Source organism: Cupriavidus campinensis, from assembly GCF_905397395.1.
Classification (GTDB): domain Bacteria; phylum Pseudomonadota; class Gammaproteobacteria; order Burkholderiales; family Burkholderiaceae; genus Cupriavidus; species Cupriavidus campinensis.
On record NZ_CAJPVH010000092.1, the window covers coordinates 1 to 12,243 of the forward strand.

12 protein-coding genes and 1 pseudogene are annotated in these 12,243 nt (G+C 69.1%); 6 read left to right on the top strand and 7 right to left on the bottom strand.

All coding sequences use genetic code 11. The annotated features are described in order from the left end of the window. The 5 genes from KHO18_RS26860 to creC form a co-directional block, all read left to right on the top strand. Window positions 1-603, top strand: a 603-nt coding sequence (locus KHO18_RS26860; RefSeq protein WP_211944205.1) for a molybdopterin cofactor-binding domain-containing protein, incomplete at its 5' end; no start/stop codon positions are given. Continuing rightward, entirely contained in the window at window positions 600-1,064 is a 465-nt protein-coding gene (locus KHO18_RS26865) for a (2Fe-2S)-binding protein (protein WP_211944206.1), read from the top strand. The genes KHO18_RS26860 and KHO18_RS26865, both read left to right, overlap by 4 nt. Window positions 1,065-1,193: 129 nt before the next feature. After that, window positions 1,194-2,300, top strand: a complete 1,107-nt coding sequence (locus KHO18_RS26870; RefSeq protein WP_144197257.1) for an NAD(P)/FAD-dependent oxidoreductase — start codon at window positions 1,194-1,196, stop codon at window positions 2,298-2,300. 39 nt (window positions 2,301-2,339) lie between these two features. Further along, complete coding sequence (gene creB, locus KHO18_RS26875; protein WP_144197256.1) at window positions 2,340-3,029, top strand: two-component system response regulator CreB; 690 nt, start codon at window positions 2,340-2,342, stop codon at window positions 3,027-3,029. 13 nt (window positions 3,030-3,042) lie between these two features. Continuing rightward, window positions 3,043-4,515: a two-component system sensor histidine kinase CreC gene (gene creC, locus KHO18_RS26880; protein WP_144197255.1), complete on the top strand. Its 1,473-nt coding sequence runs from the start codon at window positions 3,043-3,045 to the stop codon at window positions 4,513-4,515. Here creC and KHO18_RS26885 read toward each other — a convergent pair. From KHO18_RS26885 to KHO18_RS26905, 5 genes are all read right to left on the bottom strand, one after another. Continuing rightward, window positions 4,505-5,476, bottom strand: a complete 972-nt coding sequence (locus KHO18_RS26885) for a Csu type fimbrial protein (protein ID WP_144197254.1) — start codon at window positions 5,474-5,476, stop codon at window positions 4,505-4,507. The two genes, creC and KHO18_RS26885, sit on opposite strands and share 11 nt — an antisense overlap. Next, window positions 5,473-7,959, bottom strand: a complete 2,487-nt coding sequence (locus KHO18_RS26890) for a fimbria/pilus outer membrane usher protein (RefSeq protein WP_211944207.1) — start codon at window positions 7,957-7,959, stop codon at window positions 5,473-5,475. Before KHO18_RS26890 ends, KHO18_RS26885 begins: the two co-directional genes overlap by 4 nt. An 18-nt stretch (window positions 7,960-7,977) precedes the next feature. Next, window positions 7,978-8,685, bottom strand: coding sequence for a fimbrial biogenesis chaperone (locus KHO18_RS26895; protein WP_144197252.1), 708 nt, complete (start codon window positions 8,683-8,685; stop codon window positions 7,978-7,980). 51 nt (window positions 8,686-8,736) lie between these two features. Continuing rightward, on the bottom strand, window positions 8,737-9,234 hold the full coding sequence (locus KHO18_RS26900) for a Csu type fimbrial protein (protein ID WP_144197251.1): 498 nt from the start codon (window positions 9,232-9,234) through the stop codon (window positions 8,737-8,739). A 273-nt stretch (window positions 9,235-9,507) separates the two neighbouring features. Next, complete coding sequence (locus KHO18_RS26905; protein ID WP_144197250.1) at window positions 9,508-10,125, bottom strand: response regulator transcription factor; 618 nt, start codon at window positions 10,123-10,125, stop codon at window positions 9,508-9,510. A 307-nt stretch (window positions 10,126-10,432) separates the two neighbouring features. Here KHO18_RS26905 and KHO18_RS26910 point away from each other — a divergent pair, with 307 nt between their 5' ends. Further along, a complete protein-coding gene (locus KHO18_RS26910) occupies window positions 10,433-10,870 on the top strand; it encodes a universal stress protein (RefSeq protein WP_144197249.1) in 438 nt (145 codons plus the stop codon). A gap of 9 nt (window positions 10,871-10,879) precedes the next feature. Here KHO18_RS26910 and KHO18_RS26915 read toward each other — a convergent pair whose 3' ends face one another. After that, a complete protein-coding gene (locus KHO18_RS26915) occupies window positions 10,880-11,914 on the bottom strand; it encodes a serine/threonine protein kinase (protein WP_144197248.1) in 1,035 nt (344 codons plus the stop codon). Between the two features lie 14 nt (window positions 11,915-11,928). Further along, window positions 11,929-12,243 (bottom strand): annotated as a pseudogene (locus KHO18_RS26920) (DEAD/DEAH box helicase); the annotation flags it as partial.

Sequence of the window (12,243 nt, forward strand, 5' to 3'; positions counted from 1 at the left end):
CCAGCGCAGGGGCTGCGGCTTGGCGCGGGCGGCGTGCACGATGCCCACGGCCTGTGCCTGCCCTACCGGGCGCTGGCCGATGCGCTCGGCGCCGCCCGCCCCTGCATCGGCGTGGACCTGCCGCCGGAAGACCCCGAGGACAACGCCCACGACACCCACTTCGTGTTCGGCGCGTGCGCGGCGCTCGCCCAGGTCCGGGTGGATACCTGGAGCGGCGTGGTGGCGGTGGAGTCCATGGTGATGTGCACGGCGCTGGGGCCGGTGGCCTCGCCGCAGGGCTACCTCGGCCAGATGGAGGGCGGCGCGGTGATGGGCCTGGGCATGTGCGTGCAGGAGGACCTGCCGTGCGAGAGCGGGCGCTATGCCGCGCGCAATCTCGACACCTACCTGATGCCGACGCTGGCCGACGCCCCGGCGATGGACGTCATCGCCATCGAGAACCTGCCCGACGGCGACCCCATCGGCCCACGCGGCGCGGGCGAGATCAGCGTGAACTTCGCGGTGCCCGCCATCGCCAATGCCATCGCCGTGGCGCTGCGGCACCCCGTCACGCGCCTGCCGGTGCAGCCGGCGCAGGTCATCGCCATCCTGGAGCAAGCGTGATCTCTCTCACCCTGAACCTGACGCTGAACGGCGCCCCGGTGCGCATCGACTGCGCCCCCGACACCCGGCTGCTCACGCTGCTGCGCGAGCATTGGGGCCTGACCGGCGCCAAGCCCGGCTGCGAGGTGGGCCGCTGCGGCGCCTGCATGGTCTGGCTGGACGACGCGCCGGCCAACGCCTGCCTGGTCATGGCGTGGCAGTTGGAAGGCCGCGCGGTGCGGACCATCGAGTCCGTCGCGGCAGACGCCGCCAGCCTGCCCGTGCGCGAGGCGCTGGCCAGTTGCGGCGGCGTGCAGTGCGGCTACTGCACCGCGGGCATGGTGATGACGATGACGCACCTGCATCTGCGCGAGCCCCGGCCCTGCCAGGCCGAAGCCTGCGCGCTGCTCAACGGCAACCTCTGCCGCTGCACCGGCTACGGCGGCATCCGGCGCGCGGCGCAGACGCTGTTCCCCGACTGATTCCGACCGATTCCGACCGATTCCGACCGATTTCGACCAATTCCGACGGCGTCCGCGCCTCACATTCGCCTCATACCGGCTTCACCCTCGCTGGCAACACTCACTCCGTCCAACTTCAGGAGCAGTGACATGACGGCAGCCGGTGCGAATTTCGATGCGGACGTGGTGATCGTGGGGGCCAGCTTCGCGGGCGCGGCCTGTGCGCTGGCGGCAGCGCGAGCCGGGCTGCGCGTGGTGGTGCTGGAGCGCAAGGTCGATCCGGGCGAGAAACTGCACACCACCGGCATCATCGTGAAGGAGGCCGCCGAGCAGACCTGGCTGCGCCACGCGCCGGCAGACTGCCTGCACCGGGTGGAACAGGTGCGGCTCTACGCGCCCAGCCTGCGCAGCCTGGCGCTGCGCGCCCCGGGCTACTACTTCCTGACGACCGATACCCCGCGCCTGATGCGCTGGCTGGCTGCCGAACTGGTGTGCCATGGCGTGGACCTGCGCCTGGGCACCGCGTTCACCGGCGCCCAGCCCTGCGGGGGTGGCTGGCGCGTGCCCGGCGTGGGCCGCACGCGCTACCTCGTGGGCGCGGACGGGGTGCGCTCGCGCGTGGCGATCACGGCCGGGCTGGGGCGCGTCCACGACTTCCTCTACGGCGTGGAGTACGAGTTTCCCGGCATGACGCTGCCCGAGCCGGGCGCGCTCCACTGCTTCGTCAGCAAGCGCTTCGCCCCGGGCTATATCGGCTGGGTGACGCAGAACCCGACCGGCGTGCAGGCCGGCCTCGCGCTGCGCCAGGCGCCGCGCCGCCCGCGTGCGCCTGACATCGACGGCTTTCTGCAGCGCGTGCGCCATCTGCTGCAAATTCCGGACGACGCCCTGCCCGGCGCCACGCGGGCTGGGCTGATTCCGTGCGGCGGGCCGGTCGCGCCCATCGCCGGACCCGGGGTAATGCTGACCGGCGATGCAGCCGGGGTGGTCTCGCCGGTGACGGCAGGCGGCATCCATTCGGCATGGCGCCACGGCGAGACCATCGGCGAGGCCATGGCCGCCCACCTGCTCCACGGCGGGCCGGCCCCGGAGCGGGTGGCGGCGGCCAGCGCACCGCGCTTCCTGACCAAGCGCGCGCTGCGCTGGGTGTTCGACCGCCTGCAGTTCGACTGGCCGTTCGAGGTGCTGCTCCATTCCGCGCCGCTGCGGCTGGCCGCCGAGCGGGTCTACTTCCATCGGCGTGGGGTGCGGGCCTGATAAGATCGCGCCAATCTCAGCATCCCGGGCCCGGAATCGATGAACCCGCCGACCGTCGTCGTGGTGGAAGACGAAGCCGCCATCGCCGACACCATCCTCTATGCACTGCGCACCGATGGCATGCAGGCCGAGCACCTCGTGCTGGGCGGCGACGCGCTGCAGCGGCTGCGCGCGGCACCGGCCGACCTTGTGATCCTGGATGTGGGCCTGCCGGACATGAGCGGTTTCGAGGTCTGCCGGACGCTGCGCACGTTCTCTGACGTGCCAGTGATCTTTCTGACGGCGCGGCACGAGGAGATCGACCGCATTGTCGGGCTGGAGATCGGCGCGGACGACTACGTGGTCAAGCCCTTCTCGCCGCGCGAACTGGCGGCCCGGGTGCGGGTGATCCTGCGCCGTGCGGGGGGCCGGGCCGGGGCGCCATCGGCTACGGCGCCACCGCCCGCGCGGTTCACCCACGACGCAGCCGGCGCCCGAATCGCCTTCCACGGCCAGTGGCTGGCCCTCACGCGCTACGAGTACCGGCTGCTGGCGCTGCTGGTGGCGCAGCCGGGGCGCATCTACTCGCGCGCCCAGCTGATGGACATGGTCTGGCACGACGCCGCCGACACCATCGACCGCACCGTCGACACCCATATCAAGACCGTGCGCGCCAAGCTGCGCGCGGTGGACGCCACGTTCGACGCCATCCGCACCCATCGTGGCATGGGCTACTCGCTCGATCCCTGAGCGCCCGGCCGGCATGCATATCGGACTCCGCATCTTCTTCGGCTTCTTCCTGATCGTCGGGCTTGCCGCGTTCCTCACGCTGCGCGTGTTCGTGCAGGAAGTGAAGCCGGGTGTGCGCCAGGCGATGGAGGACACGCTGGCCGATACCGCCCAGGTGCTGGCGCTGCTGGCTGCCGACGACATGCAGCAGGGCCATATCGCCGATGGCGCGTTCGCGCGGCGCGTGGCCACGCTGGCCAGCGTGCCGGTGGACGCGACGATCTGGGGCGTGCACAAGGACACCATCCACTACCGGGTCACCATCACCGACACCCGGGGCGTCGTGCGCTTCGACTCCGCCGGCACCGCCACGGGCGCCGACCACTCCCGCTGGAACGACGTGGCGCGCACCCTGCAGGGCAAGTACGGCGCCCGCAGCACACGCATCGACCCGGACGACGAGGACAGCACGGTGATGCACGTCGCGGCGCCGATCCGGGCCGATGATGTGGGCGGTACGCCCCATAGCGGCCCGATCATCGGCGTGCTGACCGTCTCCAAGCCGAATCGCGTGATGGCGCCCTTCATCGACCGCAGCCGGCAGAAGATCCTGCTCCACGGCCTGCTGCTGATGGGCTGCGCCTTCGTGATCGGGCTGGCGTGCACGCTGTGGCTGGTGCACGGGCTGCGCCGGCTGCAACGCTACGCCCGCGCGGTGGCCGCCGGCGAGCGCGCCGAGATGCCGCTGCGCGGCGCCGGCGAGCTGGCGGAGTTGGGACGCGCCGTGGAGACGATGCGGCTGCGGCTGGAGGACAAGCAGTACGTCGAGCACTACATCCACACGCTGACCCACGAGATGAAAAGCCCGCTGGCGGCTATCGGCGGTGCGGCGGAGCTGTTGCAGGAGGAGATGCCCGCCGCCGACCGGCGCCGCTTCGCCGCCAATATCCAGGGCCAGACCCGGCGGCTCGAACTGATGATCGGCAAGCTGCTGATGCTGGCGGCGGTGGAGCAGAAGCAGCAGCTCGATGCCAGCGAGCCGGTCGCGCTGCTGCCGCTGCTGGAGGCGCTCGCGGAGGCGTGCGAGCCGCGCGCGCGACAGCGCGGCATCACGCTGCGCCGCCAGCCGCTGCCGGTTGGCTGGGGCGCGCCCGGGGTCCGCGGCGACCCGTTCCTGCTGCATCAGGCGTTGGCCAACCTGCTCGACAACGCGCTCGACTTCTCCCCGGCGCAGGGCACGGTGGAGATCGCCGTGCTGCCCGGCTCATCCGGGATGATCGACATCCGCATTACCGACGATGGTCCGGGTATCCCCGCCTACGCGCAGGGGCGGCTGTTCGAGCGCTTCTACTCGCTGCCGCGCCCCGATGGCCGCGACAAGAGCACCGGCCTCGGGCTCTGCCTCGTGCGCGAGGTGGCGGCGCTGCACCATGGCCGCATCGCCGTGGAGAACCGCCCCGGCGGCGGCGCGGCCGCCACGCTGTCGCTACCCGCCGCTAGTACGTGATGGTGACGATGATCGTGTCGCGATAGAGCCCCGGCGCTGCCCCGGCCTGCGGCGGCACCATCCCGTACACCGTGGCTTGGTTGGTGACGCCGGTCCCCGTGCTCATCATGGTGGTCGACCCGCCCGTTCCATCTCCCCATGCGATGTTGTGCGTGGCATCGACATACAAGCCATACGTCAGCGTCTCCGTGCCGCCGTCGCGTGTCATCTTGCGCGAGGTTGGCGTAGCCCCTGCGCCCGTGCCGTTGTTGAGCGCCAGCGCATAGGCCGTGCCCGCCGAGCAGGTCACGCTGATGTTGCCGTTGGCCGACACGGGCCCGCTAATCAGGCCGATCTGCCCGAAATCGATATTGGTCGCCGTGATGTTGCAGTCCGACACCACCGTCGCGCGCACGGTGAAGGTCCATGACGTACCCTGCGGCATACTCGACGAGCAGGCTGGCGGTGTGGACACATAGCCCTGTACGTTCATCGAGGTGTCCGCGGTGGTATAGATCGCGCTATAGCTGCCGGGCCGCACGGTCGCCTGCGGCAGCAGCATGTAGCCGTAATACATCACCGTAGCGGTGGCCATGCCGAACGAATCCGCCTGCATCGTCACCGAACGGGGCTGCGCGGGCGTGAGGTACACGGAGCCCCAGGGTGTGGTGTGCGAGGCGTTCTGGTAGAGGTTGTACGCGAGCGGCGTCGCGGTCGTGCCCGTCATCGTCCGGTTCGCCACCGTGCCGCCGCCCGGCGAGCCGAAGCTCAGGCAGACGCGGGCGAACTTGGTCGTCATGTCGGTGCACTCGACCTTCACCTCGCCGTTGACACCGACAGGCGTGGTGGTAAGCACGTTGACCTCGCCAAACTCGATATCGCTCATCGTGACGGTGCAGTCGATGGCGTAGGCGCTGCCCGCCCACCACAACCAGGCGAACAGCCCGCAGGCCAGCAGGTGGCGAACCAGACGGGCGTTCATGGGCGCTCCCGCAGGACACAGGGGAAGGGGCCGATGGAGGTCATCACATCGCGCGGGGCATAGGGCACCTGCGCCGTGCAGGTCCTGTCGCCAAACGTCACCGTCACCCGGTTGTCCGGCTGCAGCGCGGGGAGGAACACGGCGCCGTCGTAGCCGACCACGGCCGTGGCATCGCTGCCTTCCAGGACGACGTGCGCCCCTACCGGCAGCGGCTGGCCTTGTGCGTCGACCAGCAGCACGGTGGCGCCCTCGTAGCGCGTGACCGGGAAGCGCACCGTCACGCCGGCGCGCGTGGGCGGCACCACGACCTGGCGGTCCGTCGTCACGCTGGCCTCGGCCGGCAGCCCGAGGGTGCTGATAGCGATCCGGTTGCCGTCGTAGGGCAGCAGGTCGGGCACGAGCAGGCGGCCGCCAGCGTTGGTTTTGCCCACCAGCCGGTTCTCGCGCAGCACCGGCACATCGGCCAGGCCGTCGGTCGACACCACGGCGAAGGCGTCGTAGATCGACCGGCCGGCCAGCACCGCGCCGTCCGCCACCACCAGCGAGCCCGCCCCGTAGAGCGAGACATGGTTCGACTCGATACTGCCCGAGTTAATGTGCTCGGCCTGCGCCGTCACGTCGCCATAGCGGCCGCGATAGTCCACCCGGCCGAGGCCGCGGCGATAGGTTTCGCTGCCGGCATCGGCCTGTACGTTCCAGCCGAAGCCGCCCTTGTCGTAGTCGACGGGCCGGTTGGCCGTCACCGAGACACTCTTGCGCCCGTCGTACGAACTGGCGTTCGTGCCGACGCTCACGCTGTTGCCGAGCGAGACGGTCACGCCGATGAAGGCGCCGACGGTCTGCCGCTGGTCGTAGTCCTTGAACACGTTGGCGAAGATGTTGAATCGCGAGCCAATGGACGCCGTATAGCCGACCGATACGATGCGCGAGCCGCCGAGGAACGACGCGTCCTGGCGCGAGTAGCTGACCGACAGCGTCTGCCGCGCCGTCAGCGGCACGCTGAGCGTGATGTACAGCTGATTCTCCGGCACGGGAACGCCCTCGAGCGTGCCGAGATCGCGATACTGGTTCGCCGCGTGGATGCCCTGCACCGTGAAGCTGAACGCGCGCGAGATGTACTGGTAGCCGCCGCTGAACTGCATGCCGCTGGCATCGCCTGTACTGCCGGAGATGGCCGCGTTCGCCACCCCGAAGTACCCGAGCTGCACCAGCCCGCCGATACCTGCGTTGCGCAGGCCGCTGGCGGCCTCCGCATGCGCTTCCACGGTTACGGCGTCGGTCACGCCGTAACGACCCGAAGCGGTGGCGGTGGGCGAGCCGGCGTAGTCGAAGGACAGGCTGCCGTAGTTGCGCCGCGCGTAGCCGGCCTGGACCGCGTACTCCGACAGTCCCCTGGCGAGCAGTCGCGCATCAACATACAGCGGCCGGTTGACGATCACCTCGCGCCCCAGCTGGTCGCGGTAGACCAGCGTGGCGGTGCCCGCGCCGGTCAGCGCCGGCGGCGTGGCGATCACGAAGGGGCCGCCCGACGACTGCGCCGAGAACTGGCGCAAGCCGTTGAGGTAGAGGTCCACCGTGGTCGGCACCACGGCACTGCCGCCCAGCGACGGCACCGGATAGGTCACGAGGTCCGGGCGGGTGTCGAAGTTGTGCGCCACGCTGACCCCGCCCATGCGCACCGCCCGCGACCACGGCAAGGCAGCGGAGACGAAGTCGCCAACCGTATAGCTCATCAGCCGGCGGGGGTCCTGGTAGGTCCAGTAGGTGTCCTGGCGCAGGTACTCGGTCTGGCCCTCGTGCAGCGTGGTAACACCCGAGTTCTGCAACACGCCGAGCGGCGAGTAGAAGCGCAGCTCGCTCGACAGGGACAGGGTCCGGTTCAGGCGGTCGTAGCTGTCGGCAAAGGCCTGCTCCCCAATCAGCGGCTGCGGACCGTGCGTACCGGCGCCCTGCAGCGGGCTGGGATTGCGCTGCACCTCGCGCTGCTCGTCCAGCGAGAGCCGCGTGGTCTGGAGATTGAACGCGTAGTTCACCACCAGGCCGGTGCCCGACTGCACCGGGGGCAGCGCGGGCGGCTCGGCGCCGAGCCGCTGGGCCCGGAGCAGCCCCTCGGGCACGCGCAGCGCGATGCGCTGGGCGGCGGCGTCGTAGTCGTAGCCGAGGCCAGGCACGGCGTCCAGGGCGATCTGCTGGTCTGGGCCGAACGGCAGGTCGTCGACGCGGACGCCGAGTTCCTCCAACTCGCCGGCGGCCATGTACAGCACACCGGCCCGCCGGTCGACGCGAACGATCAGCTCCTTTTCGACACCGTTGACAGCCGCCTGCAGGTAGAAGGCGGTGGAGGCACCGTCATCGGCCTCCGGCACCGGTTGCGACCACGCATGCGCGCCGGCCATCAGGTCCATCGCAACGCTGCAGAGCAGCGCGAGCGCCAGCTTGCGGGGTGCGCGGGCGGCGGCACCTCCACGGGGCGGTTTTGACATGGGCGGGCACGGTCGGCATCAGAGATCGACCAACATCTCGCGCCCGTTGATCAGCATCTTGACGCGCGTGGGCCGGCCCTTGGCCGCGGCGTCCGCTGGCAGCGGCAACTTCCATTCGACCGACTTGCCCGGCAGCACGTAGCCGAGCAGGCCCGGCACCACGGGGCTGGTGCCGCCGCCACGGTATTCCACCGACACGTCGGTGGCCTGCGCATGGGTTTCGCCGCGGTTCACGGCGCCGAGCTTCACCAGATTGCCGTCGGCGGAGGCCGTCACCGTGACCTGCGCGGGCTTGAGCTTCTCGCGCGGGATCACGAACACCGGCAGCGAGTAGCGCATCTGCAGCGTCACGCCGGTCGGTCGAGGCTGGCTGTTGTCCAGCACCTCGTCCACCAGCACCCGATACGCCTCGACCTGCGTGGCCAGGGTTTTTTCCGTGCGCACGAGCCGGATCGACTGCGTCTGGCGCGGCGCCAGCGTCAGCATCGGCGGGCTGGCGACGAGCCGGTTGGTGGGCGACAGTGCGTCCTCGCCCCGCACCTGGTCCCAGCCGAACAATCGCACCTGCGCGTTGAGCGGCGTGTCACCCTGGTTGGTCAGCGTGATGACGGCAGCGGACTGGCCAGGCGGAATCAGCGTCATGGTCGGCTTGACGTGAATCGTCGCCGCGTTCGCATAGGCCATCGTCAGCAGGAGCGCAAAAGTCGCCAGGAGTTTTCTTGTCATGTTGTGTCTCCGACAGGGGGTCGGGTGAAGATGGCGCGGCAGGCGCGCGGCTCAATACTGGACAGTGACGGTCACCAGCGACTGATAGGTGCCCGCCGCCGGCATGGTCTGGGGCGGCATGCGGCCGTAGATCGTCCGCTCCTGGTCATTGCCGTTGCCGGTGGCGCCGACGGTGTCCGTGCCGACCGTCTGGCCCCAGACCGCCGTGCGGGCGGCGTCGCTGTACAACTGGTATTTCAGCGAATTCGTGCCGTTGCTCATGCGCCGGTCCGGCACCGTGGAACCGGTGCCGTCACCGGGGTTCAGCGCGATCGTGTAGGCGGTGCCGGTCGTGCAGGCCACGATGATGACGCTGGTCACATCCACCGGCTGGCTGATCGCGCCCACTTCGCCAAAGGCGAGGTTCGGCGTGCTGCGGATGTCGCAATCGCTGACCACCACGGCGCTTACGAGGAACGTACCGGTCTTGGTGGCCGCCCCTGCCAGCTGTGGCATCGGCAGTGACAGCACGGCCGCGATGGCCATGACACGTGAAAGACGAGCAGGCATGACATCTCCTTGTCCGGATCATCGGGTTCGCAGTGCACGCGGTCGAGCTGCGCTCGAATATCGCCGAGATTGCATCGGAATTCGCGCGCCGGATTTGCTTGAAAATCACTGAATCGGCATTCGCTGATAAATCGGTTTCCAACGCTCGCGGTGAGAAACAGCGAAAAGACATTTCCGCGCACTGCTGATATATATGCCGGAGAAATCGAAGTCAATCGTGCGCTGCGAGACTCAAGAAAGATTCATAACGGAGCGCTCCCATCACGTCCGGACTTACAGCAAATGATGTCGTCGCGCAAACTCTGCCAGTTCAATCAGCGATTTGAATTTCAGTTTGCTCATGATATTTGCCTTGTGCGAACTGACGGTCTTGTTGCTGATTTCCAGTAATTCGGAGATCGCCTTATTGGTATGGCCCGAGGCCAGCATGCGCAATACCGTCAGCTCGCGCCGGCTCAAAATGCGCGCAGGGTCGCCGGCCACGGCCGAGATGCGCCGCAGCGTGGGTAGCAGGTGTGTGGGAAACACCGCGAAGCCCTGCATGACGGCGCGCAGGGCCGGCGTGAGTGCGTGCAGGCCATCGCCCTTGTCGACATAGCCATGGGCGCCGCCATGGATGGCGCGCTCGCCGGCGCCGGTCATCGCGGACAGCACCAGCACCCGGGTGCCGGGATGGCGCGATACGAGTTCGGCCAGCAACGCCTCGCCCGGCACGCCGGGCAGGCTCAGGTCCACGACGATCAGGTCGGCGATGGCGTCGCGCAGCACGCGCAAGGCGTCCGCGCCGTTGGTCACTTCCGTGACGGTGTCGAAATCGAGGTCCTCGGTGAGGCGGCTTCTGACGGCAAGCCGGATCGCGGGGTGATCATCCACGACAAGGGCGGTGGGCATGGGCTCGGGCTCCTACAGTTGAGTGATGCCCGAGCATAGGCCGTCCGTTTCCGTGCGGGATGCGGAAAAATCGGCAATGACGCTGCGAAACTTCCGTGTATCGATGCAGAAATTTCAGCTCCTGCGGATTTGTGTCCGCCCGGGGCGCGCGGATGACATAGGCAAATCACATCGCGGCGGACATGACAATCGTGAAATCCTGAAAATTTCGTCTGAATTTGACCTAAGTTGAAAGGCGAGTCCCGCACATCTGCCAAGCTGGCGATGCTGTGTGACACCTGTCATGCCATAACCGGAGATCCCCGCCATGCCCCAAATCATCCTTGCCACCGATGGATCGAGCTTCAGCGATGCCGCCGCGCACTTCCTGGCCACAGGCCGGCTGCTGCAACCGGGCTATACCGTCCATGTGGTACACGTCTCGCCCGAGGTCACGGGCCAGGTGCGCGCCTTCGTCAACAAGGACACCATCGACGCCTGGCACCACGATGAAAGCGAGAAGGCCATGGCCTCGGTCTGCAAGATCCTGGGCGATGCCGGCGTGCCGTTCGAACGCCACCCGCTGCGCGGCTTCGCGCCGGACAAGATCCTGGCGCACGCCAGGGCGGTCCATGCCGATGCCATCGTCATGGGCACCCATGGCCGGGGCTCGTTCTTCGATGCGGTGATTGGTTCCGTGGCGGGCCGCGTGCTGGCGCAGGCCGACTGCCCGGTCATGATGGTCAAGGGCGACCGCCCCGCCTGATCGACGGGCCTACCCCCAGAGCGGGGGTTCGTCCATCAGCGCGATCTGCTCGCGCAATTCGAGGATGCGGTCCTGCCAGTAGCGCGCCGTGCCGAACCACGGGAAGGCGGCCGGGAAGGCGGGATCGCGCCAGCGCGCGGCCAGCCAGGCGCTGTAATGGAGCAGGCGCAGCGTGCGCAGCGCCTCCACCAGCCATAGCTCGCGCGTCTCGAATTCAGCAAAATCCTCGTAGCCGGCCACGATGTCGGCCAGCTGGTCCTGCATCGCCGCGCGGTCGCCTTCGAGCAGCATCCACAGGTCCTGCACCGCCGGCCCCATGCGGCTATCGTCGAAATCGACAAAATGCGGGCCCGGCGCGCCGCGTCCGCGGGCGTCTTCCGGATCGATCCACAATACATTGCCGCGATGGCAGTCGCCATGCAGCCGCAGCAGGCGGATCTCGCCGGCGCGGTCGTAGCAGCGTCGCACGGCATCGAGGGCCAGGTCCACGGCGGCGCGCCAGGGCGCGAGCAGGTCGGCGGGAATGCAGTCGTGGGCGAGCAGGTAGTCGCGCGGCGCCACGCCGAAGGTCTCCACGTCGAGCGTGGGACGCACCAGGTACGGCGCCGACGCGCCCACCGCGTGGATGCGCCCGATAAAGCGGCCCAGCCACGTGAGCGTCTCGGCGCGGTCGAGCGCCGGCTCGCGGCCGCCGCAGCGCGGGAATACGGAAAATCGGAAATCGTCGTGCGCGAGCAGCGTGGCGGGCGGCTGTCCACCTATCGAGGCAGACAGCGCCGGCACCGCCGGGATCTCGGCATCGGCCAGTTGCTGGACAAACGCGTGTTCCTCGAGGATGGCAGCGTCAGTCCAGCGGCCCGGCCGGTAGAACTTGGCGATGACCGGCGCGGCATCCTCGATGCCGACCTGCCAGACCCGGTTCTCGTAGCTGTTGAGCGCCAGCAGGCGCCCGTCCGGCTGAAAGCCGGCGGCTTCCAGCGCGTCGAGGATGCACTCCGGCGTCAGGCCGGTGTAGGGGACATCCGCATCGACGGGCGCGGTCATGAGGCGCGTGCCGCTCAGGGCTTGCGGCCGCCGAGCAGCGCCGCCTGGGGCGCCGGACGACGGTTGCGCGCGGGCGGCGCGCCAGCGGCATCCTGCGTGGGGCGCGGGGCATTGTTGCCGTTGCCACCGCGGCCATTGCCGCCGCCGTTACTACCGTTACCACTACCGTTGCCGGCTGCCTGTCGGCCACCCCGGCTGCCGCCATTGGCGCCGTTGCCGTTGCCGTTGCCGTTGCCGTTACCGTTGGCGCCGCGCGCCGGCTGGGCCGGGCGGTTGCGCGGTGCGTCCTGGCGCTGGCCTTCCTGGCGCGGCGCGGCAGGCTTCGGGGC

Bases quoted from the DNA above. Each gene is read 5' to 3' on its own strand.
- KHO18_RS26870 (WP_144197257.1), top strand. From the start codon at position 1,194: ATGACGGCAGCCGGTGCGAATTTCGATGCGGACGTGGTGATCGTGGGG.
- creB (WP_144197256.1), top strand. From the start codon at position 2,340: ATGAACCCGCCGACCGTCGTCGTGGTGGAAGACGAAGCCGCCATCGCC.
- creC (WP_144197255.1), top strand. From the start codon at position 3,043: ATGCATATCGGACTCCGCATCTTCTTCGGCTTCTTCCTGATCGTCGGG.
- KHO18_RS26885 (WP_144197254.1), bottom strand. From the start codon at position 5,476: ATGAACGCCCGTCTGGTTCGCCACCTGCTGGCCTGCGGGCTGTTCGCC.
- KHO18_RS26890 (WP_211944207.1), bottom strand. From the start codon at position 7,959: ATGTCAAAACCGCCCCGTGGAGGTGCCGCCGCCCGCGCACCCCGCAAG.
- KHO18_RS26895 (WP_144197252.1), bottom strand. From the start codon at position 8,685: ATGACAAGAAAACTCCTGGCGACTTTTGCGCTCCTGCTGACGATGGCC.
- KHO18_RS26900 (WP_144197251.1), bottom strand. From the start codon at position 9,234: ATGCCTGCTCGTCTTTCACGTGTCATGGCCATCGCGGCCGTGCTGTCA.
- KHO18_RS26905 (WP_144197250.1), bottom strand. From the start codon at position 10,125: ATGCCCACCGCCCTTGTCGTGGATGATCACCCCGCGATCCGGCTTGCC.
- KHO18_RS26910 (WP_144197249.1), top strand. From the start codon at position 10,433: ATGCCCCAAATCATCCTTGCCACCGATGGATCGAGCTTCAGCGATGCC.
- KHO18_RS26915 (WP_144197248.1), bottom strand. From the start codon at position 11,914: ATGACCGCGCCCGTCGATGCGGATGTCCCCTACACCGGCCTGACGCCG.